Here is a 26,799-nt window from a genome sequence, read left to right as displayed (position 1 = left end):
CAATTGGATCTGGTCATACCAGATGAATCGGAGTGTGGGATTTATGTTAATAAAATGCAAATTACTCATTAAGAAAATGCTGCATTGATCACGGTCGGTGGAAATCACGCAGCCGGAGTGAGGTGTGCTAAGATGCGATGACTTGAGGTCAAAAAACGAAAGGAATAATGATGGACTCACTGGCTTCGCTTTATAAAAATCATATCGTTACCCTACAGGAACGTACCCGCGATGTACTGGCCCGCTTTAAGCTGGATGCGCTGCTGATCCACTCCGGCGAGCTGATGAATACCTTTCTGGATGACCACGCTTATCCGTTTAAGGTGAACCCACAGTTTAAGGCCTGGGTGCCGGTGACGCAGGTTCCCAACTGCTGGCTGCTGGTAGATGGTGTGAACAAGCCGAAACTGTGGTTCTACCTGCCGGTTGATTACTGGCACAACGTTGAGCCGCTGCCGACCTCTTTCTGGACGGAAGAAATTGAGGTCATTGCGCTGCCAAAAGCGGACGGCATTGGCAGCCAGCTGCCTGCAGCGCGTGGCAACATCGCCTATATTGGCCCTGTTCCGGAGCGTGCATTGGGCCTGGATATTGCGGCAGACAAACTCAACCCGAAAGGGGTGCTGGATTACCTCCACTATTACCGAGCCTATAAAACCGACTACGAACTTTACTGCATGCGTGAAGCGCAAAAAACGGCGGTAAATGGACACCGTGCGGCGCATGAAGCATTCCAGTCGGGTATGAGCGAGTTCGACATCAATCAGGCTTATCTGACCGCGACAGGCCACCGTGATACCGACGTGCCGTACAGCAACATCGTCGCGCTGAATGAGCACGCGTCTGTACTCCACTACACCAAACTGGATCATCATGTTCCGTCGGAAATGCGCAGCTTCCTGCTGGACGCAGGGGCAGAATATAACGGCTACGCGGCCGATCTGACCCGTACCTGGGCGGCGAATGCGGATACCGATTTCGCGCAGCTTATTAAAGACGTGAACGATGAACAGCTGGCGCTTATTGGCACCATGAAGGCGGGAACCAGCTATGTGGATTACCACATTCAGTTCCATCAGCGCATTGCTAAACTGCTGCGTAAGCACCAGATTGTGAAAGACATGAGCGAAGAGGCGATGGTTGAGAACGATCTGACCGGGCCATTCATGCCGCACGGTATCGGCCACCCGCTGGGTCTGCAGGTTCACGACGTTGCGGGCTTTATGCAGGATGATACCGGCACGCACCTGGCGGCACCGTCTAAATATCCTTACCTGCGCTGCACCCGTATTCTGGAGCCGCGTATGGTGCTGACGATTGAGCCGGGGATCTACTTTATTGAATCCCTGCTGGCGCCGTGGCGTGAAGGCCAGTTCAGCAAGCACTTCAACTGGGAAAAAATTGACGCGCTGAAGCCGTTTGGCGGTATTCGTATCGAAGATAACGTTGTGGTTCATGAAAACGGTATCGAGAACATGACGCGAGACCTGAAGCTGGCCTGATGGAAAGCTGGCTGATACCGGCTGAACCGGTCACCTTTGTTGAGGAAATCAAGAAAAGCCGCTTTATTACGCTGCTGGCGCATACCGACGGCGTAGAGGCGGCAAAGGCGTTTGTCGAGTCCGTTCGGGCTGAGCATCCTGACGCCCGCCACCACTGCGTGGCGTGGGTAGCAGGGCCGCCGGACGATTCACAACAGCTGGGGTTTTCCGACGACGGTGAACCGGCGGGCACGGCCGGTAAGCCTATGCTTTCGCAGCTGATGGGCAGCGGCGTGGGCGAAATAACCGCCGTGGTGGTGCGCTACTACGGCGGCATTTTGTTAGGCACCGGTGGGCTGGTAAAAGCCTATGGCGGGGGCGTGCAGCAGGCGCTTAATATGCTGGTCACTACCCGCAAAACGCCGCTTACCGAATATACTTTATTATGCGATTACGCCCAGCTATCGGGTATTGAAGCGCTGCTGCGGCAGTTTAACGGTGTCATCGCACACAGCGAATATCAGGCAATGGTGCAATTACGCGTGGCGCTTCCTCAGGCGGAACTGGCTGCTTTTTCAGCAAAACTGGCTGATTTTAGTCGTGGTTCGTTGCAATTGCTGCCGATTGAAGAATAATCCCCACCTCACTTTTGAATACCAAAGGAAGCGGCAGAGATGCATTTTCGTGCCATAACCCGAATCGTTGGACTGCTGGTCATACTCTTTTCCGGGACGATGATTCTCCCAGGACTGGTGGCGCTTATCTACCGGGACGGTGCGGGGCGGGCATTCACCCAGACCTTCTTTGTCGCGCTGGCGATTGGCTCGCTGCTGTGGTGGCCAAACCGTCGTCAGAAAGGTGAACTGAAATCTCGCGAAGGATTTTTGATTGTGGTCCTGTTCTGGACGGTGCTGGGGAGCGTCGGTTCGCTGCCCTTTATCTTCTCTGAACAGCCTAATCTGAGCATCACGGATGCCTTTTTTGAATCGTTCTCGGGTTTAACAACCACTGGGGCGACGACGCTGGTCGGGCTGGATTCACTACCCCACGCCATTCTCTTTTATCGCCAGATGCTGCAGTGGTTCGGCGGTATGGGGATCATCGTCCTTGCAGTGGCTATTCTCCCTATTCTGGGCGTTGGTGGCATGCAGCTCTATCGCGCCGAAATGCCCGGGCCTCTGAAAGATAACAAGATGCGCCCGCGTATTGCCGAGACGGCGAAAACCCTGTGGCTGATTTATGTCTTGCTGACGGTAGCCTGTGCGCTGGCGCTATGGTTTGCCGGGATGCCTGCTTTCGACGCCATTGGACACAGTTTCGCGACGATTGCCATTGGCGGGTTCTCTACCCACGATGCCAGCGTGGGCTACTTCGACAGCCCAACGATTAACACTATCATTGCCATTTTCCTGCTGATCTCTGGCTGTAACTACGGTTTGCACTTCTCTTTACTGAGCGGGCGCAGCCTGAAGGTGTACTGGCGTGACCCTGAGTTCCGCATGTTCATTGGGGTCCAGCTTACGCTGGTGATCATCTGTACTCTGGTGCTGTGGTTCCATGATGTCTATAACTCCGCGCTGACCACGCTAAATCAGGCGTTCTTCCAGGTGGTATCGATGGCGACGACAGCCGGGTTTACCACGGACAGTATCGCCCGTTGGCCGCTGTTCCTGCCGGTGCTGCTTTTATGCTCTGCATTTATTGGGGGCTGTGCGGGGTCCACGGGCGGTGGCCTGAAGGTGATTCGTATTCTGCTTCTGTTCAAGCAGGGCAACCGTGAGCTGAAGCGTCTGGTCCACCCGAACGCGGTCTACAGCATTAAGCTAGGGAACCGCGCGCTGCCGGAACGTATCCTCGAAGCGGTGTGGGGATTCTTCTCGGCGTATGCGCTGGTCTTTATCGTCAGTATGTTGGCGATTATCGCGACGGGTGTGGATGATTTCTCCGCCTTTGCGTCCGTGGTGGCAACATTGAATAACCTCGGGCCTGGCCTGGGGGTTGTGGCGGATAACTTTGCGAGTATGAACCCCGTCGCGAAATGGATCCTCATCGCCAATATGCTGTTTGGTCGCCTTGAGGTCTTTACGCTGCTGGTGCTCTTCACCCCTACATTCTGGCGCGAGTAAGGAGCCGTTGATGAAAACACTCATTCTTTTCTCTACGCGAGACGGGCAAACGCGTGAGATTGCCGCGTATCTGGCATCTGAACTCAAAGAGCTGGGGATATATTCGGATGTGGTAAACCTGAACCGTGCGGATCAGATAACCTGGCAGGATTACGATCGCGTGGTAATTGGCGCGTCAATTCGTTACGGGCATTTCCATCCGGCGCTGGATCGCTTTGTGAAAAAGCACACCGCGGTGCTCAAGAAATTGCCCGGAGCGTTTTACTCGGTAAATCTGGTCGCACGTAAAGCAGAGAAGCGTACGCCGCAGACTAACAGCTACACGCGCAAGTTTTTACTCAGCTCGCCGTGGCAGCCAGACCTTTGCGCTGTCTTTGCCGGTGCGCTGCGCTACCCTCGCTATCGTTGGTATGACCGCTTTATGATCCGTCTTATTATGAAGATGACCGGAGGTGAAACCGATACGCGTAAAGAAGTGGTTTATACCGACTGGTCGCAGGTGGCTAGTTTTGCCCGGGAAATCGCACATTTAACGGGCGATTCGCGACTTAAATAAGCGTTAAGCTTGAAAAGTGAGCGAACGATAAGTTTTTTGTATTTTGTGCTTGTCACGTCGGAATAACTCCCTATAATGCGCCTCCACTGACACGGAACAACGGCACACACGCCGCCGGGTTAGCGGAGTTCAGCGATGAACGCCAGCAGAGAAAAGCGAAAATAAACGCTTGACTCTGAAGCGGGAAAGCGTAATATGCACACCCCGCGCCGCTGCGAAAAGCGAAGCGGCACTGCTCTTTAACAATTTATCAGACAATCTGTGTGGGCACTCAAAGTGACATGGATTCTTAATGTCCTCGGACGAAAAATGAATGCCAAGTCTCTGAGTGAACATACGTAATTCATTACGAAGTTTAATTCACGAGCATCAAACTTAAATTGAAGAGTTTGATCATGGCTCAGATTGAACGCTGGCGGCAGGCCTAACACATGCAAGTCGAGCGGCAGCGGAAAGTAGCTTGCTACTTTGCCGGCGAGCGGCGGACGGGTGAGTAATGTCTGGGAAACTGCCTGATGGAGGGGGATAACTACTGGAAACGGTAGCTAATACCGCATAACGTCGCAAGACCAAAGAGGGGGACCTTCGGGCCTCTTGCCATCAGATGTGCCCAGATGGGATTAGCTAGTAGGTGGGGTAACGGCTCACCTAGGCGACGATCCCTAGCTGGTCTGAGAGGATGACCAGCCACACTGGAACTGAGACACGGTCCAGACTCCTACGGGAGGCAGCAGTGGGGAATATTGCACAATGGGCGCAAGCCTGATGCAGCCATGCCGCGTGTATGAAGAAGGCCTTCGGGTTGTAAAGTACTTTCAGCGGGGAGGAAGGCGTTGTGGTTAATAACCACAGCGATTGACGTTACCCGCAGAAGAAGCACCGGCTAACTCCGTGCCAGCAGCCGCGGTAATACGGAGGGTGCAAGCGTTAATCGGAATTACTGGGCGTAAAGCGCACGCAGGCGGTCTGTCAAGTCGGATGTGAAATCCCCGGGCTCAACCTGGGAACTGCATTCGAAACTGGCAGGCTAGAGTCTTGTAGAGGGGGGTAGAATTCCAGGTGTAGCGGTGAAATGCGTAGAGATCTGGAGGAATACCGGTGGCGAAGGCGGCCCCCTGGACAAAGACTGACGCTCAGGTGCGAAAGCGTGGGGAGCAAACAGGATTAGATACCCTGGTAGTCCACGCCGTAAACGATGTCGACTTGGAGGTTGTGCCCTTGAGGCGTGGCTTCCGGAGCTAACGCGTTAAGTCGACCGCCTGGGGAGTACGGCCGCAAGGTTAAAACTCAAATGAATTGACGGGGGCCCGCACAAGCGGTGGAGCATGTGGTTTAATTCGATGCAACGCGAAGAACCTTACCTACTCTTGACATCCAGAGAACTTTCCAGAGATGGATTGGTGCCTTCGGGAACTCTGAGACAGGTGCTGCATGGCTGTCGTCAGCTCGTGTTGTGAAATGTTGGGTTAAGTCCCGCAACGAGCGCAACCCTTATCCTTTGTTGCCAGCGGTTAGGCCGGGAACTCAAAGGAGACTGCCAGTGATAAACTGGAGGAAGGTGGGGATGACGTCAAGTCATCATGGCCCTTACGAGTAGGGCTACACACGTGCTACAATGGCGCATACAAAGAGAAGCGACCTCGCGAGAGCAAGCGGACCTCATAAAGTGCGTCGTAGTCCGGATTGGAGTCTGCAACTCGACTCCATGAAGTCGGAATCGCTAGTAATCGTAGATCAGAATGCTACGGTGAATACGTTCCCGGGCCTTGTACACACCGCCCGTCACACCATGGGAGTGGGTTGCAAAAGAAGTAGGTAGCTTAACCTTCGGGAGGGCGCTTACCACTTTGTGATTCATGACTGGGGTGAAGTCGTAACAAGGTAACCGTAGGGGAACCTGCGGTTGGATCACCTCCTTACCTTAAAGAACCTGCCTTTGCAGTGCTCACACAGATTGTCTGATGAATGATGAACTTCTGAATGTACTTTTGAGTGCATTAAGAAGTTTTGCTCTTTAAAAATCTGGATCAAGCTGAAAATTGAAACGACACATCTTTAAGGTGTGTTCGAGTCTCTCAAATTTTCGCAATCAGAAGTGAAACATCTTCGGGTTGTGAGGTTAAGCGACTAAGCGTACACGGTGGATGCCCTGGCAGTCAGAGGCGATGAAGGACGTGCTAATCTGCGAAAAGCGCCGGCGAGGTGATATGAACCTTTGACCCGGCGATGTCCGAATGGGGAAACCCAGTGCAATTCGTTGCACTATCGTTAACTGAATACATAGGTTAACGAGGCGAACCGGGGGAACTGAAACATCTAAGTACCCCGAGGAAAAGAAATCAACCGAGATTCCCCCAGTAGCGGCGAGCGAACGGGGAGCAGCCCAGAGTCTGAATCAGCTTGTGTGTTAGTGGAAGCGTCTGGAAAGTCGCACGGTACAGGGTGACAGTCCCGTACACGAAAGCACACAGGCTGTGAACTCGAAGAGTAGGGCGGGACACGTGGTATCCTGTCTGAATATGGGGGGACCATCCTCCAAGGCTAAATACTCCTGACTGACCGATAGTGAACCAGTACCGTGAGGGAAAGGCGAAAAGAACCCCGGCGAGGGGAGTGAAAAAGAACCTGAAACCGTGTACGTACAAGCAGTGGGAGCACCTTCGTGGTGTGACTGCGTACCTTTTGTATAATGGGTCAGCGACTTATATTCTGTAGCAAGGTTAACCGTATAGGGGAGCCGAAGGGAAACCGAGTCTTAACTGGGCGTTAAGTTGCAGGGTATAGACCCGAAACCCGGTGATCTAGCCATGGGCAGGTTGAAGGTTGGGTAACACTAACTGGAGGACCGAACCGACTAATGTTGAAAAATTAGCGGATGACTTGTGGCTGGGGGTGAAAGGCCAATCAAACCGGGAGATAGCTGGTTCTCCCCGAAAGCTATTTAGGTAGCGCCTCGTGAACTCATCTTCGGGGGTAGAGCACTGTTTCGGCTAGGGGGCCATCCCGGCTTACCAACCCGATGCAAACTACGAATACCGAAGAATGTTATCACGGGAGACACACGGCGGGTGCTAACGTCCGTCGTGAAGAGGGAAACAACCCAGACCGCCAGCTAAGGTCCCAAAGTCATGGTTAAGTGGGAAACGATGTGGGAAGGCACAGACAGCCAGGATGTTGGCTTAGAAGCAGCCATCATTTAAAGAAAGCGTAATAGCTCACTGGTCGAGTCGGCCTGCGCGGAAGATGTAACGGGGCTAAACCATGCACCGAAGCTGCGGCAGCGACGCTTATGCGTTGTTGGGTAGGGGAGCGTTCTGTAAGCCGTTGAAGGTGTGCTGTGAGGCATGCTGGAGGTATCAGAAGTGCGAATGCTGACATAAGTAACGATAAAGCGGGTGAAAAGCCCGCTCGCCGGAAGACCAAGGGTTCCTGTCCAACGTTAATCGGGGCAGGGTGAGTCGACCCCTAAGGCGAGGCCGAAAGGCGTAGTCGATGGGAAACAGGTTAATATTCCTGTACTTGGTGTTACTGCGAAGGGGGGACGGAGAAGGCTATGTTAGCCGGGCGACGGTTGTCCCGGTTTAAGCATGTAGGCGGAACGATTAGGTAAATCCGGTCGTTTTTTAACGCTGAGGTGTGATGACGAGGCACTACGGTGCTGAAGTAACAAATGCCCTGCTTCCAGGAAAAGCCTCTAAGCATCAGGTAACATCAAATCGTACCCCAAACCGACACAGGTGGTCAGGTAGAGAATACCAAGGCGCTTGAGAGAACTCGGGTGAAGGAACTAGGCAAAATGGTGCCGTAACTTCGGGAGAAGGCACGCTGATATGTAGGTGAAGCCCCTGCGGGTGGAGCTGAAATCAGTCGAAGATACCAGCTGGCTGCAACTGTTTATTAAAAACACAGCACTGTGCAAACACGAAAGTGGACGTATACGGTGTGACGCCTGCCCGGTGCCGGAAGGTTAATTGATGGGGTTAGCGGTAACGCGAAGCTCTTGATCGAAGCCCCGGTAAACGGCGGCCGTAACTATAACGGTCCTAAGGTAGCGAAATTCCTTGTCGGGTAAGTTCCGACCTGCACGAATGGCGTAATGATGGCCAGGCTGTCTCCACCCGAGACTCAGTGAAATTGAACTCGCTGTGAAGATGCAGTGTACCCGCGGCAAGACGGAAAGACCCCGTGAACCTTTACTATAGCTTGACACTGAACACTGGTCCTTGATGTGTAGGATAGGTGGGAGGCTTTGAAGCGTGGACGCCAGTCTGCGTGGAGCCGTCCTTGAAATACCACCCTTTAATGGCTGGTGTTCTAACGTAGACCCGTGATCCGGGTTGCGGACAGTGTCTGGTGGGTAGTTTGACTGGGGCGGTCTCCTCCCAAAGAGTAACGGAGGAGCACGAAGGTTAGCTAATCCTGGTCGGACATCAGGAGGTTAGTGCAATGGCATAAGCTAGCTTGACTGCGAGAGTGACGGCTCGAGCAGGTGCGAAAGCAGGTCATAGTGATCCGGTGGTTCTGAATGGAAGGGCCATCGCTCAACGGATAAAAGGTACTCCGGGGATAACAGGCTGATACCGCCCAAGAGTTCATATCGACGGCGGTGTTTGGCACCTCGATGTCGGCTCATCACATCCTGGGGCTGAAGTAGGTCCCAAGGGTATGGCTGTTCGCCATTTAAAGTGGTACGCGAGCTGGGTTTAGAACGTCGTGAGACAGTTCGGTCCCTATCTGCCGTGGGCGCTGGAGAATTGAGGGGGGCTGCTCCTAGTACGAGAGGACCGGAGTGGACGCATCACTGGTGTTCGGGTTGTCATGCCAATGGCACTGCCCGGTAGCTAAATGCGGAAAAGATAAGTGCTGAAAGCATCTAAGCACGAAACTTGCCCCGAGATGAGTTCTCCCTGACCCTTTAAGGGTCCTGAAGGAACGTTGAAGACGACGACGTTGATAGGTCGGGTGTGTAAGCGCAGCGATGCGTTGAGCTAACCGATACTAATGAACCGTGAGGCTTAACCTTACAACGCCGAAGATGTTTTGGCGAAGAGACAAAACAATCAATTTCAGCCTGATACAGATTTAACAGAATTTGCCTGGCGGCTTTAGCGCGGTGGTCCCACCTGACCCCATGCCGAACTCAGAAGTGAAACGCCGTAGCGCCGATGGTAGTGTGGGGTCTCCCCATGTTAGAGTAGGGAACTGCCAGGCATCAAACAAGTGAAGAGGCCATCCGAAAGGATGGCCTTTTTGCGTTTATGCGCTGCACAAACTAATCCCCCAACGCCCTGCTTATACGGTAAACTACCTGCGTTTTTGCATCAGGATAGCGTTTATGAACCACTCCCTTAAGCCCTGGAATACCTTTGGCATTCAACGCAATGCTAATCAAATTGTACGTGCCGATACCGCACATCAGCTGCTGGATGCATGGCAAAGCGCAACAGAAAATAACGAACCCGTACTGATTCTGGGCGAAGGAAGTAATGTCCTGTTTCTCGACGATTTTGCGGGAACGGTGATCGTTAACCGCATCATGGGAATTGATGTTGAAGAGAGTGCCGATAGCTGGCACCTGCACGTGGGGGCCGGAGAAAACTGGCATCAGCTGGTGCAATTTACCCTCGAAAAAGGGATGCCGGGCCTGGAAAACCTTGCGCTTATTCCAGGCTGCGCCGGATCGTCACCTATTCAAAACATCGGCGCCTACGGCATCGAACTGAAACATGTCTGCGAATATGTTGACTGCATCGAACTGGCGACCGGAACGGCTAAGCGTTTAACGGCAGAACAGTGCCGATTTGGCTATCGTGACAGTATCTTCAAACATGAATATCAGGATCGCTACGTGATTGTCGCCGTGGGGCTGCGCCTGTCGAAGAACTGGCAGCCCGTATTGACCTACGGAGATTTAACGCGTCTCGATCCGGCTACCGTTACCGCACGCGACGTTTTTGACTCAGTTTGCCATATGCGGATGACCAAGCTTCCCGATCCTAAAGTTAACGGAAACGCTGGCAGTTTCTTCAAAAACCCGGTTATCAGCAGCGAAAATGCAAAAATTCTTCTTGAAGGATGGCCAGCTGCGCCACATTACCCTCAGGCGGATGGCAGCGTGAAGCTGGCCGCGGGGTGGCTTATCGATCAATGCCAGCTAAAAGGTACTTCAGTAGGCGGTGCCGCCGTTCACCAACATCAGGCTCTGGTGCTGATTAACCAACGCGATGCGACCAGCGATGATGTTGTACAGCTGGCTCATTATGTTCGTCAGCGTGTGGGCGAAAAATTCAACGTCTGGCTGGAGCCAGAAGTTCGCTTCATTGGCCGCACAGGTGAAGTCAATGCCGTGGAGACTATCGCGTGAAGGACAATACTATCCCCTTAACCCTGATTAGCATCCTTGCTGACGGTGAGTTTCATTCTGGCGAGCAGCTGGGTGAACAGCTTGGCATGAGCCGTGCTGCTATCAATAAACATATCCAGACGCTTCGCGACTGGGGTGTTGATGTGTTCACGGTTCCCGGAAAAGGTTACAGCCTGCCGGAGCCGATTCAATTGCTGAATGAAGACGCGATCCGCAGCCAGATTGGACACGGCAATGTTGCTGTGCTGCCGGTGATTGACTCGACGAACCAGTATCTTCTGGATCGGCTGCCTGAGCTGAAATCCGGAGATGCCTGCGTTGCTGAATACCAACAGGCCGGTCGCGGTCGTCGCGGTCGCAAGTGGTTTTCCCCCTTTGGTGCCAACCTCTATCTGTCCATGTACTGGCGACTCGATCAGGGCCCGGCCGCTGCCATTGGCTTGAGTCTGGTTATCGGCATCGTCATGGCGGAAGTGCTGCACGATCTGGGTGCGGATAAAGTACGTGTTAAATGGCCTAATGACCTGTACCTCAACGATCGTAAACTTGCCGGCATTCTGGTCGAACTGACGGGGAAAACGGGCGACGCGGCGCAAATCGTCATTGGCGCAGGCCTCAATATGGTGATGCGCAATGTACAAAGTGATGTGGTGAATCAGGCCTGGACTAACCTCCAGGAGGCGGGGATCGTCATCGATCGTAATACCCTTGCCGTGCGTATGATTAAAGAGTTGCGTAGCTCACTCACGCTTTTTGAGCAGGAAGGGCTGGCGCCGTTCCTGTCTCGTTGGGAAAAGCTGGATAACTTCATCAATCGCCCGGTGAAATTGCTGATTGGTGATAAAGAGATCTACGGAACTTCCCGCGGTATTGACGCACAGGGCGCGCTGCTCCTGGAACAGGATGGCGCGATTAAACCCTGGGTGGGCGGTGAGATTTCCCTGCGAAGTGCCGAATAACCGGATCGAGTTAATTATGCGAAAACCCGTCTGCGCGACGCTGGCCGTCATGATGAGTGTGCTGTTCTCGCCTCTCTCCCTGGCGGATCAGGCCTGGGAGAGTTACAAGGCCCGCTTTTTCAAACCGGAAGGCCGCATTGTCGATACCGGCAATGGTGGCGTGTCGCATACGGAAGGTCAGGGCTTTGCCATGCTGATGGCAGTTGCCAACGACGATAAAGCCACGTTCGATAAGCTCTGGCAATGGACGGAAAGCCAGCTGAAGAACAAAGAGAATGGTCTCTTTTACTGGCGGTATAACCCCGCAGAGTCCAACCCGGTCGCGGACAAAAACAACGCCGCCGATGGTGACGTGCTGATTGCCTGGGCGCTGCTTAAAGCCGACGCCCGCTGGCATGACAAACGCTACAGCGCCGCATCGGATGCCATTACAAAAGCGCTGGTTGCCCATAGCGTGATCCGCTATGCGGGTTACCGCGTGATGCTGCCCGGCGTCCAGGGATTTAAGCTTGACGGTGAAGTGGTCCTTAATCCTTCCTATTTTGTGTTTCCGGCCTGGCAGGCCTTCGCCGGACGCAGTCATTTGCCGGTCTGGCGTGATTTGATTAAGGATGGTAAACGCCTGCTGGGGAAAATGGGCTCGGGTAAAGCGAATCTGCCCACTGACTGGGTTTCACTGGCATCAGGTGGCAAGCTGACCCCTGCTAAAGGCTGGCCACCGCGAATGAGCTATGATGCGATTCGTGTTCCGCTGTATGTCGCCTGGTCTGATAAGCAAAGCCCGCTGCTGACGCCGTGGAAGGCCTGGTTCGGTCAGTTCCCCCGGGAACAAACGCCCGCCTGGGTTAACGTCACGACCAACGAATATGCGCCCTATATGATGGAAGGCGGCCTGTTGGCTGTACGCGATTTAACGATGGGACAGTCTTCCGGCGAACCCGAAATCACCGCTAAAGACGACTACTATTCGGCAAGTCTGAAAATGCTGGTGTGGATTTCAGCGCAATAATAACGCACTGACTATCCCCTCTCCCCAACGGGGAGAGGGTGAGGCGTAGATCAGTTACTGCGGATACGGTACCCAATCTCCGCCGTTCAGGCGAACGTACGGTTTGTTCTGATACTGAATGACAACCGCGTTAGCGTTCTCTGAGACTTCTGCCGTTTGCGGCAGGTTGCTGGTGAGCTGATCCCAGTTCACGCTATCTTCCACAAACAGCTTCCCGTCAACGGCACGGGCAACCAGTTCTGAAATCGCCAGATAGCTGGACGGCTGGGTGATTTCAATCGGGGCGCCCTGATGAGGTGCTTTCATACCAAAGAATTTAATGCCAGCAGGCACGTTGGTAATCGACGGGCTTGGGATATCACGCAGACCTGAAACCTGCATTCTGTCGCCTTTCAGCGCGCCGCCGTGCTCAGGTACCACTACCACCATCACTTTACGGCCTGACTTTTCCAGTTCCGTGAAGAACGCATCCAGCTCGTCAAAGAACTTCTGCGCACGCACTTTATAATCAGCCGTTTTGCTCACGCCCGGGAAATGGTTACCGTCGTGGAGCGGCAGGGTGTTAAAGAACGTCGCGCTGCGTGGATTACTGTCTTTTTCGACGGTCTGCAGCCAGCGCTGCAGGACGGCGGTATCGTCATAGACGGGCGAGCCGTCGAAGCCCAGAAGAGAGACAGGAAGGCCGGTTTGATCCATCAGCGGTGCCTGCATGCCACCCTGTTCGCGTACTTCTTTCAGGAAGTTACCGAACTGGCCGTTATGCCCCAGCATCAGATGCTGCGTAAAGCCCAGTTTTGCGAGGTTATCGAACAGATAACACTGGTTGCCGGCGGGTTGATACAGGTTTTTATGGGATGTCTGACCGCAGCTTGCACGCAGCAGGCGGATTGCTGCCGGGCCGCTGTACGAGGTGGCAGAGTTGAAATCTTTAAACTGAATATCGAAGTGTGACCACAGCGGATGAGACATCAAACCGGCGGCGTCCACGTCGGCCCAGGAGAGAGAGCAGATGTTGATCACCAGCAGTTCAAACGGCTGAGCATCCGCCGGAAGCGCATCCGGGAATTTAGTCTGTCGCTTATCTTCCGCGGTATAGAAACTGGAGAGCCAGGCGTTCAGGTTTGTAGAAGTCGGCGGTGCGGTCTGGGTTGGGATATCGCCCACGACAGGCGTATCGCCTGCCGTTGTGACGGTTGCCGCTGCGCTTCCCCCAGTGGTAGTCACCGTGGTGGTTGGTTGACCGGCAGGCCACAGAGAAAAGTTTGGCCCAGCCAGCGTCAGCACGTTAAGCCAGATCATAATCGCGACGACAAACACCGTGACGCGGATCCACTGTGACAGGAACAGCCAGGCAACCAGCAGCACAAATACCGCACCAATCATCTGCCAGTTAATAAAGCGCTCGGTCAGATCGAGGATATAGCTGGCGCTAAAGCCCGCCACCTGCGAACCCTGGCTCATAATGCTATCCGGCCCCGGTAGCCAGGTATCATGCCAGAACAGCGCAAAGCCTACAGGAATGGCGACCCAGTGACGTAATCGATGCAGCCTGATATTCGGCAGCGGCATCAGCAGGAAGGCCATAAACACCAGGTTGAGAAGGGGATGGAAATTCAGATAGCCTGCCCACAGCAGACCAAACTTCACCAGAAAGTAGAAGTTCCAGCCGGAAAGGCCGCGCCAGTATTGCCAGAGCGGCGAGGGTGACGAAGCGGTATAGGTAGAATTAGTCATGTTTTCGGTCTGCCTTGACGTGTGATGCCCGTGTCAGTGTTCCGGCTGGTTTTACATAGCGAGGTTTTATAAACAGCACTCTGGCCGTATCACGGATACGGCGTATGGAATGGCGCGCATAGTAGCCAAGCGGGAAAAAGATCAGCGCACAGAATATAACCAGTTGAATAATATCGCTGATATTCATGATGATGCGTTCTCCGCGTTGTCTGTTAATAAGCGAAGGGGTTCCGGAACCCGACGCCAGACGTGTCCATCATGTCTGGCATTGAGGATCGGTTTCGCATCGCTCGTGATAGCGAGCGGTTTAGCCCATTGTTCGGGCTGGAGCGCACGCATCTGCACCAGCTCCGCGCTAATCGTATTATCTTCGAACCAAATCATACGGTTCGAGAAAATATCCCCGGTAGGCAGGGGGAAGATATGGTTAAGCGCCGTATCGAGATCGTTAACCCGGCAGAAGGACAAAAATAGCACCAGGCGATTATCGCCAATGGTCATGATGTCCCCTGTACGGTTCGGGCGACATAGGGTGAGAGCCTGTTCAACGCGAATACCCGGTACAGGACGCAGGGCAACCATGACTCCTTTTCCGTCAGTAGGAAGAAGAGTGTTGTTCATCATGTTGCCGACGGCGTCGCAGAAGGTATCCCATTTTTGGTACCCACGCAGCTTCATCGGCTGCGTCATGGAGAGCAGCGTGGAAATATCTTCCGGTACATGGCGGCTAAACTGCTGGCCCTGAACGCTTTCGATAAGCGTCAGGCAGCGTGACAGCGGCGCATTCCATGGGATAACCATATTGGCGCCGCAGCCCAGAAGCAGGCGCTCATCGGTGGCGCGCAGGCTGGTATTGTTTTCGCGCACGATGATTTTTAACGCGCTTCCGCGCTGGCGGCGCAGGGTGTGGATTTGCCGTGCCAGCGTCTCAATCTGGTTATTCTGCATCAGCGAGAAAATAAGGGTCGCCGCCTGGGTTGTGCGGGCTTCATGGAAAAGGGCTTCGTTAGACTCAAAAAGTGTCCAGTTTTCCGACAGGGCGGGTGCCCCCTCTAATACCGCGATATGGCTCAGAATGCGTTTTTCATCACTTCGCGGTTGGACCACGGTTTCTTCCTGCTGTGCAAGGTGCCACTCGCCCTCAATATGTTTCAGGGTAAGTTGTTGCCTGGCACTCACGCCCTTTTCATTACACCAGAATGCAATATCGTAGAGATAGCTACCCACCTGATCGCGAACGCTTGCCAGACCGAACAGGGAGCGATATTCGCCCATTAAAAGTGAGAACAGCTTGTCATTATTACTGCCAGGATTGACTATCAATAGCGTGCAATTTTGAAATTTTGCCCATTTATTGATTTTTTCAAGCCACGGCAACAGTTTTTCAGCAGGGATATTTTGCAGGACGTTATTTGCACATTTAAGAATCACCAAATGGTGATCCGGATCAATAGAGCACTGAACGTCGCGGGACAAAAAGTATAGACTATCGGCTTCCGATGTCATGGAAAATAATCGCACCGTCTGAGGCCCGCGATTGTTTTCCAGCGTGATAATTTTCTTCGGGTCTTCGCCCATGCTAATGACGGCCACGCGGGAATCCTTATCCTGGGCAGCAATTGTCTGGTTTACCAGGCTGATAGCATCTTCATTTCGGTCCGTATTAATCCACCAGACTCCTCCGACTGGCATGTGGCTCAATTCGTCCCATAATGACTGGATGCCAATAGAAAATATGGAGTCCACGGTGTCCCTCTTTTCGTCTAATTTATCTGTATCTCAGTTTACTAGCGAAAGCGTAGAAATAAACCTAACATTGAAATTAAAGAACATCAGATTTAGCATGTAAATGAAATTTGTCAGGGCAGGAAGCCCCGCAACTTCTTTAGCGTGCGATTTTCCTTAAAGGGATGGAAAAAGAATGGATAATAACGAACCCGGAACCCCAGTCGACTCGACCCTGGGTTACACATTCCAAAACGATTTTCTGGCGCTGACGCAGGCCTTTTCTTTACCTGAAATAGATTATACCGATATTTCCCAGCGGGAACAGTTGGCCGCGGCTATTAAACGCTGGCCGTTATTAGCTGAATTCGCCCATCAACAATAAGGGAGCCATTGATGGCCATACTCGGATTACAGGGTGTCCGTGGCGGTGTGGGTACCACATCAGTTACCGCGGCGCTGGCGTGGTCATTACAGCTTTTAGGTGAATCGGTGCTGGTTATTGACGCCTGCGCCGATAATTTGTTGCGTATGTCGTTTAACGTTGACTTTACTCGTGAAGAGGGCTGGGCACGCGCGCTGCTTGATGATAAAGACTGGCAGGATGCAGGGATGCGCTATACCTCCCAGCTCGATCTGCTGCCGTTTGGTCAACTGACCACCACGGAACGCGAAAATGAAGCCGCGTATCAGCGCCTCTTTTCGCAGTTCACGCTGGCGCTGCAGGCCCTGAAAGAAAAGGGGCACTACAAATGGATCCTGCTGGATCTGCCCCACGGCGCCGGTACGCTGACCAGACAGCTTATCGCGCAGTGCGATCACATCCTCTCGATCGTTAACGTTGATGCGAACTGCCATATCCGCCTGCACCAGCAGGGGCTACCTCAGAACGCTCATATTCTGATTAACGATTTGCGTATTGGCAGCCAGATCCAGGACGATCTCTATCAGGTGTGGCTGCAAAGCCAGCGCCGTTTGCTTCCTATTGTCATTCATCGTGATGAGGGAATGGCGGAATGTCTTGCGTCTAAGCAACCGCTCGGCGAATACCGCAGCGATTCACTGGCGGCAGAAGAGATTCTGACGCTGGCTAACTGGTGTCTGCTGAACTTCGCCAACCGGGCGGAGCATGCAGGGAGTGATGTATGAGTCGTCTCGCCAGCTGGTTACTCATCCCGCCGGTCAGTTCGCGTTTGAGTGAACATTACCGGCATTTTCGCCGTCACGGTGCGTCGGCATTTAGCGCCGCGCTCGGCTGTTTCTGGATGATTCTGGCCTGGATGTTTATTCCACTCGAACACCCGCGCTGGCAGCGCATACGTGCCCGCCACAGTGAGCTATATCCGCACATTAATCCCAACCGGCCGCGTCCTTTGGATCCGGCGCGTTATCTCATTCAGGCCATCTGGCTGGTGGTCACATCATCCCGCTCAGAGAAAATAACGCCGTACTGGCGCAGCTTCTCCCGCGTGCAGCAGTTACGTGAGCGCTACCACCAGTGGCTGGACAGACTGCCCAACAGCTTCAGCGATAAGACCAGCCATCTGGATAACCATAAAGAGCTCGGACATCTCCATCCGGGCCTGCGGCGTTTTATCCTCGGCGTGATCGTCGTGTTCTCGCTCATTCTGGCGCTGGTCTGTATTACGCAACCTTTCAACCCTCTGGCGCAGTTCACCTTCCTGATCCTGCTGTGGGGCGTGGCGCTTCTGGTCCGCCGTATTCCGGGGCGCTTCTCGGCGCTGATGCTGATCGTGTTATCGTTGACCGTCTCCTGTCGCTACATCTGGTGGCGTTATACCTCAACCCTGAACTGGGACGACCCGGTCAGTCTGGTATGCGGTCTGGTGCTGCTGTTTGCAGAAACCTACGCCTGGATCGTGCTGGTGCTGGGCTATTTCCAGGTGATTTGGCCGCTCAACCGCCAGCCGGTTCCGCTGCCAAAGGACACGACCCAGTGGCCAACCGTCGATCTCTTCGTGCCGACCTACAACGAAGACCTGAGCGTGGTGAAAAACACGATTTATGCTGCGCTGGGTATCGACTGGCCGAAAGACAAGCTCAAGGTCTGGATCCTGGATGACGGCAACCGCCCTGCGTTCCGCCAGTTCGCGGAGGAGGTCGGCGTCGAATACATCGCTCGTCCGACTCACGAACACGCTAAGGCGGGTAACATAAACAACGCGTTGAAGTATGCCACCGGGGAGTTTGTCTCGATCTTTGACTGTGACCACGTGCCGACGCGCTCTTTCCTGCAGATGACCATGGGCTGGTTCCTGAAGGAGAAAGAGCTGGCGATGATGCAGACGCCGCACCACTTCTTCTCTCCGGACCCGTTTGAACGTAACCTTGGCCGCTTCCGTAAGACCCCGAACGAAGGCACCCTGTTCTATGGCCTGGTGCAGGACGGGAATGACATGTGGGACGCCACCTTCTTCTGCGGCTCTTGTGCGGTTATCCGCCGTAAACCGCTGGATGAAATTGGCGGTATCGCCGTCGAAACGGTGACTGAAGATGCGCACACCTCTCTGCGCCTGCACCGTCGTGGCTATACCTCTGCCTATATGCGTATTCCTCAGGCAGCCGGTCTGGCAACGGAGTCACTGTCGGCGCACATTGGTCAGCGTATTCGCTGGGCGCGCGGGATGGTGCAGATTTTCCGTCTCGATAACCCTCTGATCGGGAAAGGACTCAAGCTGGCGCAGCGTCTTTGCTACGTCAACGCCATGTTCCACTTTTTGTCCGGCATTCCGCGGCTAATCTTCCTGACCGCTCCGCTGGCGTTCCTGCTTCTTCACGCTTATATCATCTACGCTCCCGCGCTGATGATTGCGCTGTTTGTTCTGCCGCACATGATCCACGCGAGCCTGACGAACTCGAAGATACAGGGTAAATACCGCCACTCCTTCTGGAGTGAAATCTACGAAACGGTGCTGGCCTGGTACATCGCGCCGCCGACGATGGTGGCGCTGATTAATCCGCACAAAGGTAAATTCAACGTCACCGCGAAGGGCGGGCTGGTGGAGGAGGAGTACGTCGACTGGGTGATCTCCCGGCCGTATATCTTCCTGGTGCTGCTGAATATCGTGGGCGTCATTGCGGGTATCTGGCGTTACTTCTACGGCCCGGAAAACGAAATCCTGACCGTCTTCGTCAGTATGGCATGGGTTTTCTACAACCTGATTATCCTCGGCGGCGCGGTGGCGGTGTCGGTGGAAAGCAAACAGGTTCGTCGTGCGCATCGTGTTGAAATCTGCATGCCTGCGGCGATTGCCCGTGAAGATGGCCACCTCTTCTCCTGTACCGTGCATGACTTCTCTGACGGCGGTTTGGGGATCAAAATCAACGGCCAGGCGAAGGTGCTTGAAGGGCAAAAAGTTAACCTGCTGCTTAAGCGCGGTCAGCAGGAGTATGTCTTCCCGACGCAGGTTGTTCGCGTGGCGGGCAATGAAGTCGGTCTGCAGCTGATGCCGTTGACCAAAAAGCAACATATCGATTTTGTGCAGTGTACGTTTGCCCGCGCGGATACGTGGGCTCTCTGGCAGGACAGCTTCCCGGAAGATAAACCTCTGGAAAGCCTGCTGGATATTCTGAAGCTGGGGTTCCGTGGCTATCGTCACCTTGCAGAATTTGCCCCGTCGTCGGTGAAATTAATTTTCCGGTCACTTACTTCGCTGGTTTCCTGGGTCGTGTCGTTCATTCCTCGTCGTCCTGAGCGGGATGAGGCGAAGCAGGCGGACCCGGTTATGGCTCAACAATGATGATAACGCGATGAAAACAAAACTTTCCTGGTTATGTGCAGTGGCAATGGGGATGAATGCGATCCCCGCAACAATGGCTAACGCAGCCCCGGGTAACGCAGCGGCAACGCCTGCGCCAACGGTACCTGTCGTCGCGCAAGCAACCGATCCGGTTGTCACCGCGGCACCTGGCCAAACAGAAAATATCACGCCGAACCAGCCGACGGAGGGGAACACATTGCCGGCAGGCAGCCAGGTCATCGGGCAGGTGATGCCGGGCGTCCGGGGGGCGAATGCGCCCGTCGTTGCGGACAATGCGCCGTCGCGCAACGTGAAGCTGACCTTCGCGCAAATTGCGCCGCCTCCGGGCAGCATGGTGCTGCGCGGCATCAACCCTAACGGCGGCATTGAGTTTGGCATGCGCAGCGATGAGGTCGTCTCTAATGCGGTGCTGAACCTTGAATACACCCCGTCGCCGTCTCTGCTGCCGACGCAGTCTCAGCTGAAGGTCTACCTGAATGACGAGCTGATGGACGTACTGCCGGTCACGAAAGAACAGCTAGGCAAGAAAACTCAGGCTCAGGTGCCGATCAACCCGCTGTTCATCACCGATTTTAACCGTATTCGCCTGGAGTTTGTCGGTCACTACCGCGATGTCTGCGAAAACCCGGCCAGCAACACGCTGTGGATGGACGTCGGACGTAACTCCTCGCTGCAGATGACCTACCAGTCGCTGGCGCTGAAAAACGATCTCTCCGCATTCCCGGTTCCGTTCTTTGATCCGCGTGATAACCGTCCGCTCACGCTGCCGATGGTGTTTGCCTCGTCCCCGGACGTAACCGAACAGCTGGCGGCCACCATTGTGGCGTCCTGGTTTGGTTCACGCGCGGGCTGGCGTGGACAGAGCTTCCCGGCGATGTATGACAAACTGCCGGACAGAAATGCCATTGTGTTTGCGACCAACGCGAAACGCCCGGCCTTCCTGCGCGATCATCCGGACGTCAAAGCGCCGACCGTTGAGATGATAAGCCACCCGGAAAACCCGTACGTGAAGCTGCTGGTGGTCTTTGGTCGTGATGATAAAGACCTGGTGCAGGCAGCAAAAGCCATTGCTCAGGGTAACGTCCTTTTCCGCGGCAACAGCGTGGTGGTGGATGAGGTCAAACCGCTGCTGGCGCGTAAACCTTATGATGCGCCAAACTGGGTGCGTACCGACCGTGCGGTGACTTTCGGTGAGCTGAAAACCTATGAAGAACAGCTGCAGGCGACGGGGCTTGAGCCAGCGCCGATTAGCCTGTCGCTGAATCTGCCGCCGGATCTGTACCTGCTGCGTACCAACGGCATTGATATCAATCTGAACTACCGCTATACCGCGCCGGCTACCAAAGACAGCTCGCGCATGGATATCAGCCTGAACAACCAGTTCCTGCAATCCTTCAGCCTGCAAAGCACGCAGGATACTAACCGCCTGATGCTTCGCCTGCCGGTGCTACAGGGTCTTCTGGATGGCAAAACGGATGTCTCTATTCCGGCACTGAAGCTTGGCGCGATAAACCAGCTGCGCTTTGACTTCCAGTACATGAACCCAATGCCTGGCGGTTCTGCGGAAAACTGCATTACCTTCCAGCCCGTACAGAACCACGTTGTGATTGGCGATGAGTCGACCATCGACTTCTCGAAGTACTATCACTTCCTGGCGATGCCGGATCTGCGCGCTTTTGCTAACGCGGGCTTCCCATTCAGCCGTATGGCCGATCTTTCTGAGTCCATCGTAGTGATGCCAAAAACGCCAACTGAAGGGCAAGTAACGACCCTGCTGGATACCATGGCGACCGTTGGAGGACAGACGGGATTACCGGCGATTAACGTTACGTTGACGGACGATGGCAGCCAGATTCAGAACAAAGACGCTGACATTATGCTGATCGGTACCATTCCGGACAAGCTGAAGGATGACAAACGTATCGATCTGCTGGTGAAAGCGGCTCAGTCCTGGGTTAACACGCCGCTGCGCCAGACCGAGTTCCCGAGCATTATGCCGGATGTTAACGATCGTCAGGCCAGCGCGCAGACGACGGTAACGTCTCAGGGGGCAATGGCCGCGGTGGTGGGCTTCCAGTCACCTTACAACGAACAGCGTAGCGTGGTGGCTCTCCTCGCGGACAGCCCGCGCGGGTATGAACTGCTCAATACGGCCATGAACGACAGCGGTAAACGTGCCGCGATGTTTGGTTCCGTGTCGGTGATCCGTGAGTCCGGCGTCAATAGCCTGCGCGTGGGGGATGTGTACTACGTGGGCCATCTGCCATGGTTCGAACGCCTGTGGTATGCGCTGGCTAACCATCCGGTTCTGCTCGCCATCCTGGCTGCGGTTAGCGTGGTCTTGCTGGCATGGGTGCTGTGGCGTCTGCTGCGAATCATCAGCCGTCGTCGTCTGAACCCGGATGAGTAAGATGTGATGAAAGCCTTTCGCTGGTGTGCATTAGCAGCGGTGATGCTGGCGGCGCTACCTCTTCGCGCCGCCTGTACCTGGCCTGCATGGGAGCAGTTTAAAAAGGACTACATCAGCGAGGGCGGGCGTGTCGTTGATCCCAGCGACACGCGCAAAATTACGACCTCGGAAGGGCAAAGCTACGCCCTGTTCTTTGCCCTGGCGGCGAACGATCGCAAATCTTTTGACCAGCTGCTGACGTGGACGCGCGATAATCTTGCCAGCGGCGATCTCAACGACCATCTGCCTGCCTGGCTATGGGGTCAGAAAGATAAAGAGACGTGGGCGGTGATTGATACCAACTCCGCCTCTGACGCCGATGTCTGGATCGCCTGGTCACTGCTCGAAGCGGGTCGACTGTGGAAACATCCGGACTATACCCGCACGGGTAAGGCGCTGCTGAAACGCATTGTCAGCGAGGAAGTGGTGAAAGTCCCGGGGCTCGGCGCAATGCTGCTTCCCGGTAAAGTCGGCTTTGCCGATGAGAACGTATGGCGCTTTAATCCCAGCTATCTTCCTCCGCAGCTAGCGAGTTATTTCACGCGTTTTGGTACCCCGTGGACCACGCTTCGTGAAACCAATCAGCGCCTGCTGCTGGAGAGTGCGCCGAAAGGTTTTTCGCCGGACTGGGTGCAGTATCAGAAAAACAAAGGCTGGCGGTTGCAGCAGGATAAATCGCTGGTGGGCGGCTACGATGCCATCCGCGTTTATCTCTGGGTGGGAATGATGAGTGATAAAGATCCTCAGAAAGCCCGGCTGCTGACGCGGTTCCAGCCGATGGCGGCCAAGACAATGAAACGGGGTGTGCCGCCGGAGAAAGTGGATGTGGCGACGGGGAAACGCACCGGGAATGGTCCGGTCGGGTTCTCTGCCGCCATGCTGCCGTTTTTACAACAACGTGATGCCCAGGCGGTTCAGCGCCAGCGCGTTGCAGACCATTTTCCCGATAATAATGCCTATTACAGCTACGTGCTGACTCTCTTTGGGCAAGGATGGGATCAGCATCGTTTTCGCTTCACCGCAAAAGGTGAATTAATACCGGATTGGGGCCAGGAATGCGCAAGTTCACAGTAAATCTACTCACTTTATCGCTTGGCCTGGCACTGATGCCGATGGCTGAGGCCGCCAACTCACCGCAGCAGAAACAGCTGCTGGAACAGGTTCGGCTGGGCGAATCGACACAGCGTGAGGATTTGGTTCGTCAGTCGCTTTATCGTCTTGAGCTGATTGACCCGAACAACCCTGACGTCATTGCCGCACGCTTTCGCTACCTGCTGCGCCAGGGCGATAACGCCGGCGCGCAAAAAGAGCTGGACCGTCTGAAAGGGATCGCGCCGGGCTCGAGCGCGTACCAGTCATCACGCAACACGATGCTGCTGTCCACGCCGGATGGCCGCCAGCAGCTCCAGCAGGCGCGATTGCTCGCTACCACGGGACACACGCAGGAGGCGATTGCAGCCTATGACAAGCTGTTTGACGGCAACCCACCGGGCGGCGACGTGGCGACGGAATACTGGAACGTGGTGGCGAAAGATCCTGCTCGCCGGAATGCAGCCATTAACCAGCTCAAGAAAATAAACAGCAGCAGCCCCGGAAATACACAGCTGCAGGCGACGCTGTCCCAGCTTCTGTTCCAGAGCGGACGCCGTGACGAAGGCTTTGCGCTATTGCAGGAGATGGCCAAATCCACCAACGGGCGCAGCCAGGCGTCTGATATGTGGTATGACCAAATCAAAGACCAGCCTGCCAGCAGCGCGAGCGTTAGCGCGCTGCAAAAATACCTGAGCGTATTCAGCGACGGTGATAGCGTCGCGGCGGCGCGTGCCCAGCTTGAAGCTCAGCAAAAACAGCTCGCTGACCCTGCATTCCGCGCGAAAGCGGAAGGGCTGGCGGCGGTGGATGCCGGGCAGGGCAGTAAGGCGGTGGCGGAGCTGCAAAAAGCCGTCAGCGCCAACCATGCCGACAGTGAAGCGGTGGGTGCCCTGGGGCAGGCTTATTCCCAGAAAGGCGACCGCGCCCGCGCGGTGGCACAGTTTGAAAAGGCAATTGCCCTCGATCCCCAGAGCGATAACCGGGGTAAATGGGACAGTTTGCTAAAGGTTAACCGCTACTGGCTGCTGATCCAGCAGGGCGATGCGGCGCTGAAGGCGAATAACCCGGCGCAGGCGGAGCGTTACTATCAGCAGGCACGCAGTATCGACAATACCGACAGCTATGCCGTGCTGGGGCTGGGCGACGCCGCCGCGGCGCGTAAAGATAACGACGCGGCGGAGCGTTATTACCGTCAGGCGCTGCGAATGGACAGCGGCAACAGCAATGCGGTCCGCGGTCTGGCCAATATTTACCGTGCGCAGTCCCCGGAGAAAGCCTCGCAGTTTATCCAGTCTCTCTCCGCCAGCCAGCGCCGAAGCATAGATGATATTGAACGTAGCCTGACCAACGAACAGCTCTCCGCCCAGGCCGAGCAGCTTGAAAATCAGGGGAAATACGCTCAGGCGGCAGAGATTCAGCGTCGTCGTCTGGCGCTCTCTCCCGGCGATGTATGGATAACCTATCGTCTCTCGCGCGATCTCTACAGCGCGGGTCAGCGCAGCCAGGCGGATACCCTGATGCGTCAGCTTGCCAGCCAGAAACCGTCCGACCCGGATCAGGTTTATGCCAACGGGCTCTATCTTTCCGGAAACGATCAGGACCGCGCCGCGCTGGCCCATCTGGATACGCTGCCGCGAAGCCAGTGGAACGGCAATATTCAGGAGCTTGCCGACCGTCTGCAAAGTAACCAGGTGCTGGAAACCGCCAACCGTCTGCGCGACAGCGGCAAAGAGCAGGAGGCGGAAAACCTTTTGCGCCAGCAGCCAACCTCCACCCGCATCGACCTGACGCTGGCGGACTGGGCGCAGCAGCGTGGCGATCTGGACTCGGCAAAAACGACGTACAACGCCGTTCTGCAGCGTGAACCGCAGAACGAAGACGCCATTCTCGGCCTGACCGAGATTTATAGCGCTCAGGGTAACAAAGATGCCGCGCGCGCGGAGCTGGCGAAGCTGCCCGCCGCGCAAAACGGTCAGCCGCTGTCGCTCAATATGCAGCGCCGCATCGCGATGGCGCAGGCGGGTCTGGGCGATTCCGCCGCCGCAGAACAGACCTTCAATAAAATTATTCCGCAGGCTAAATCGCAGCCCGGCTCCATGGAAAACGCGCTGGTGCTGCGTGATGCCGCGCGTTTCCAGGCGCAGAACGGGCAGCCTCAGCAGGCACTGGAAACCTACAAAGACGCGATGGTGTCGTCTGGCATCACCACGACGCGACCGGTGGATAACGACAGTTTCACTCGTCTGACGCGTAACGATGAAAAAGACGACTGGCTGAAACGCGGCGTGCGCAGTGATGCCGGTGACTTGTACCGTCAGCAGGATGTTAACGTCACGCTGCAGCACGACTACTGGGGCTCCAGCGGCACGGGCGGCTATTCCGACCTGAAAGCGCACACCACAATGCTGCAGGTGGATGCCCCGCTCTCTGACGGGCGCATGTTCTTCAGAAGCGATCTGGTCAACATGGACGCTGGTTCATTTGATAACAATAACGGGACTTACGATCCTAAATGGGGGACCTGCTACGAAACACCGTGTAGCGGCAATACTCATCAGTCCGACAATGGCGCAAGCGTCGCCGTAGGCTGGCAGAATAAAACCTGGGCGATGGATATTGGCACCACGCCGATGGGCTTTGACGTTGTCGACGTGGTGGGCGGCATAAGCTACAGCAGCGATCTGGGCCCCATCGGCTATACCGTTAACGCCCATCGCCGCCCAATCTCCAGCTCTCTGCTGGCGTTCGCCGGGCAAAAAGATACCAACACCGGCACCACCTGGGGCGGCGTACGTGCCACCGGTGGCGGCGTAAGCATGAGCTATGACAAAGGTGAAGCGAACGGTATCTGGTCGAGCCTGAATGCGGAAACGCTGACGGGTAAAAATGTTGAGGATAACTGGCGCGTCCGCTGGATGACGGGTTACTACTACAAGCTCATTAATAAAAACAATGAACGCCTGACGGTCGGCGTCTCCAATATGCTCTGGCACTACGACAAAGACCTGAGCGGGTATACCCTGGGTCAGGGCGGTTACTACAGTCCGCAGGAGTACGTCTCCTTCGCACTGCCGGTGACCTGGCGTAAACGCACGGAGAACTGGTCCTGGGAGCTGGGTGGCTCGGTCTCCTGGTCTCACTCTAAAACCAAAGACGAACTGCGCTACCCGATTCAGAATCTGATCCCGACCGATGAGCCAGACCGCTATACCGACCGGGGCGTGATGGAAACCGGCAGCAGTTCCTCGGGCACGGGTTATACCGCGCGGGCCATTATCGAACGCCGCGTAACGTCCAACTGGTTTGTAGGCATGGGCGTGGATATTCAGGAGGCGAAAGACTATACCCCAAGCCATGCGCTGATCTATGTGCGCTACTCTGCCGCAGGCTGGCAGGGCGATATGGACTTACCGCCGCAGCCGCTCATCCCTTACGCGGACTGGTAATCGGATTTTCCTTAATCCATTTGTAAGTCTCTCTTAATAGCGCGGCAATCGGGTATACTCAGGCGCGCCGGGTTTA

General features: G+C 55.1%; 16 protein-coding genes and 3 rRNA genes. 16 read left to right on the top strand and 3 right to left on the bottom strand.

Going from position 1 to position 26,799, the window contains the following annotated elements; translation table 11 throughout:
- The first annotated feature begins 170 nt into the window (after positions 1-170).
- The 10 genes from pepQ to KGP22_RS21200 all read left to right on the top strand — a co-directional run bounded on the left by pepQ (position 171) and on the right by KGP22_RS21200 (position 12,495).
- Positions 171-1,502, top strand: a complete 1,332-nt coding sequence (gene pepQ, locus KGP22_RS21245; protein ID WP_111963551.1) for a Xaa-Pro dipeptidase — start codon at positions 171-173, stop codon at positions 1,500-1,502.
- A complete protein-coding gene (locus KGP22_RS21240; protein ID WP_024908007.1) occupies positions 1,502-2,116 on the top strand; it encodes an IMPACT family protein in 615 nt (204 codons plus the stop codon). Before pepQ ends, KGP22_RS21240 begins: the two co-directional genes overlap by 1 nt.
- A gap of 39 nt (positions 2,117-2,155) precedes the next feature.
- Positions 2,156-3,607, top strand: a complete 1,452-nt coding sequence (trkH, locus tag KGP22_RS21235) for a Trk system potassium transporter TrkH (RefSeq protein WP_023309600.1) — start codon at positions 2,156-2,158, stop codon at positions 3,605-3,607.
- Between the two features lie 10 nt (positions 3,608-3,617).
- Positions 3,618-4,163, top strand: coding sequence for a menaquinone-dependent protoporphyrinogen IX dehydrogenase (gene hemG / locus KGP22_RS21230; protein WP_111963553.1), 546 nt, complete (start codon positions 3,618-3,620; stop codon positions 4,161-4,163).
- 377 nt (positions 4,164-4,540) lie between these two features.
- A 16S ribosomal RNA gene (locus KGP22_RS21225) occupies positions 4,541-6,082 on the top strand.
- Positions 6,083-6,280: 198 nt separating this feature from the next.
- A 23S ribosomal RNA gene (locus KGP22_RS21220) occupies positions 6,281-9,186 on the top strand.
- Positions 9,187-9,258: 72 nt separating this feature from the next.
- Positions 9,259-9,374, top strand: a 5S ribosomal RNA gene (gene rrf, locus KGP22_RS21215).
- The 16S, 23S and 5S rRNA genes sit together here, the layout of an rRNA operon.
- 124 nt (positions 9,375-9,498) lie before the next feature.
- The gene (gene murB / locus KGP22_RS21210; protein ID WP_223580715.1) at positions 9,499-10,527 is read left to right on the top strand and encodes a UDP-N-acetylmuramate dehydrogenase; all 1,029 of its coding nucleotides are present in this window, start codon (positions 9,499-9,501) and stop codon (positions 10,525-10,527) included.
- A complete protein-coding gene (birA, locus tag KGP22_RS21205) occupies positions 10,524-11,486 on the top strand; it encodes a bifunctional biotin--[acetyl-CoA-carboxylase] ligase/biotin operon repressor BirA (RefSeq protein WP_111963692.1) in 963 nt (320 codons plus the stop codon). The genes murB and birA overlap by 4 nt, the downstream gene beginning before the upstream one ends.
- A 16-nt stretch (positions 11,487-11,502) precedes the next feature.
- Positions 11,503-12,495, top strand: coding sequence for a glycosyl hydrolase family 8 (locus KGP22_RS21200; protein ID WP_223580712.1), 993 nt, complete (start codon positions 11,503-11,505; stop codon positions 12,493-12,495).
- 54 nt (positions 12,496-12,549) lie between these two features.
- Here the strand turns inward: KGP22_RS21200 and bcsG are convergent, their stop codons facing one another.
- Genes bcsG through bcsE form a run of 3 tightly spaced genes read right to left on the bottom strand, consistent with a single transcriptional unit; the run spans position 12,550 to position 15,975 of the window.
- Positions 12,550-14,229 carry a cellulose biosynthesis protein BcsG gene (gene bcsG / locus KGP22_RS21195; RefSeq protein ID WP_111963694.1) on the bottom strand — a complete coding sequence of 560 codons (1,680 nt, stop codon included), beginning with the start codon at positions 14,227-14,229 and terminating at the stop codon, positions 12,550-12,552.
- On the bottom strand, positions 14,222-14,419 hold the full coding sequence (bcsF, locus tag KGP22_RS21190; RefSeq protein ID WP_024908822.1) for a cellulose biosynthesis protein BcsF: 198 nt from the start codon (positions 14,417-14,419) through the stop codon (positions 14,222-14,224). Before bcsF ends, bcsG begins: the two co-directional genes overlap by 8 nt.
- Positions 14,413-15,975, bottom strand: coding sequence for a cellulose biosynthesis c-di-GMP-binding protein BcsE (gene bcsE, locus KGP22_RS21185; protein ID WP_223580710.1), 1,563 nt, complete (start codon positions 15,973-15,975; stop codon positions 14,413-14,415). Before bcsE ends, bcsF begins: the two co-directional genes overlap by 7 nt.
- A 175-nt stretch (positions 15,976-16,150) precedes the next feature.
- Between bcsE and bcsR the strand changes: the two genes are divergently transcribed.
- Genes bcsR through bcsC form a run of 6 tightly spaced genes read left to right on the top strand, consistent with a single transcriptional unit; the run spans position 16,151 to position 26,723 of the window.
- Positions 16,151-16,339 (top strand): cellulose biosynthesis protein BcsR, encoded by a 189-nt coding sequence (gene bcsR / locus KGP22_RS21180; protein WP_008503237.1) that lies wholly within the window; start codon positions 16,151-16,153, stop codon positions 16,337-16,339.
- A gap of 11 nt (positions 16,340-16,350) precedes the next feature.
- Positions 16,351-17,103 carry a cellulose biosynthesis protein BcsQ gene (gene bcsQ / locus KGP22_RS21175; RefSeq protein WP_133295304.1) on the top strand — a complete coding sequence of 251 codons (753 nt, stop codon included), beginning with the start codon at positions 16,351-16,353 and terminating at the stop codon, positions 17,101-17,103.
- On the top strand, positions 17,100-19,715 hold the full coding sequence (gene bcsA / locus KGP22_RS21170; protein ID WP_223580707.1) for a UDP-forming cellulose synthase catalytic subunit: 2,616 nt from the start codon (positions 17,100-17,102) through the stop codon (positions 19,713-19,715). Before bcsQ ends, bcsA begins: the two co-directional genes overlap by 4 nt.
- A 10-nt stretch (positions 19,716-19,725) precedes the next feature.
- Positions 19,726-22,146 (top strand): cellulose biosynthesis cyclic di-GMP-binding regulatory protein BcsB, encoded by a 2,421-nt coding sequence (gene bcsB, locus KGP22_RS21165; protein ID WP_223580704.1) that lies wholly within the window; start codon positions 19,726-19,728, stop codon positions 22,144-22,146.
- Positions 22,147-22,152: 6 nt separating this feature from the next.
- Positions 22,153-23,259 carry a cellulose synthase complex periplasmic endoglucanase BcsZ gene (gene bcsZ / locus KGP22_RS21160; protein WP_223582500.1) on the top strand — a complete coding sequence of 369 codons (1,107 nt, stop codon included), beginning with the start codon at positions 22,153-22,155 and terminating at the stop codon, positions 23,257-23,259.
- Positions 23,241-26,723, top strand: coding sequence for a cellulose synthase complex outer membrane protein BcsC (gene bcsC / locus KGP22_RS21155; protein WP_223580702.1), 3,483 nt, complete (start codon positions 23,241-23,243; stop codon positions 26,721-26,723). Before bcsZ ends, bcsC begins: the two co-directional genes overlap by 19 nt.
- Positions 26,724-26,799: the final 76 nt, after the last annotated feature.

Source organism: Enterobacter sp. JBIWA005, assembly GCF_019968805.1.
Classification (GTDB): domain Bacteria; phylum Pseudomonadota; class Gammaproteobacteria; order Enterobacterales; family Enterobacteriaceae; genus Enterobacter; species Enterobacter vonholyi.
Note: the sequence above shows the minus strand (reverse complement) of the source record. Positions and strands in the feature narration are given on the sequence as shown.